At 54.5% G+C, this 391-nt stretch carries 1 rRNA gene; it reads left to right on the top strand.

Features of this window, described 5'->3' with window-relative positions:
* A 16S ribosomal RNA gene (locus tag ACLQ3J_RS20920) occupies nt 1-67 on the top strand; the annotation flags it as partial.
* Nucleotides 68-391: the final 324 nt, after the last annotated feature.

The following is a 391-nucleotide window of genomic DNA, read 5'->3' as shown; positions in this document are numbered from 1 at the left end:
ATCGGCGATTGGGACGAAGTCGTAACAAGGTAGCCGTACCGGAAGGTGCGGCTGGATCACCTCCTTTCTAAGGAGCACTTCTCCCGGCGAGGGTTCACAATGGTGGACTTCTTGTGGGGCAGAGACTGTTTCGTTCCCGTATGTGGAGCGGCAGGAGCTCATGGGTGGAACGCTGACAGCTACTTCTCATCCGGTTTCTTCCTGAGTGGAGAGGCCGAGGGGTTATATCGGTGCACTGTTGGGTCCTGAGAGAACACGCGAGTGTTTGATCAGCGACGATGATCTGCGAAAGTTCTCCGCCTGTGGGTGGGTTCCGGTAGGGGTTGTTGTGTGTTGTTTGAGAACTGCACAGTGGACGCGAGCATCTTTGTTAGTAAGTGTTTATGAGCGT

This window comes from Rhodococcus sp. DT1, from assembly GCF_049844875.1.
In the GTDB taxonomy this organism is placed as follows: Bacteria; Actinomycetota; Actinomycetes; order Mycobacteriales; family Mycobacteriaceae; genus Rhodococcus.
Note: the sequence above shows the minus strand (reverse complement) of the source record. Positions and strands in the feature narration are given on the sequence as shown.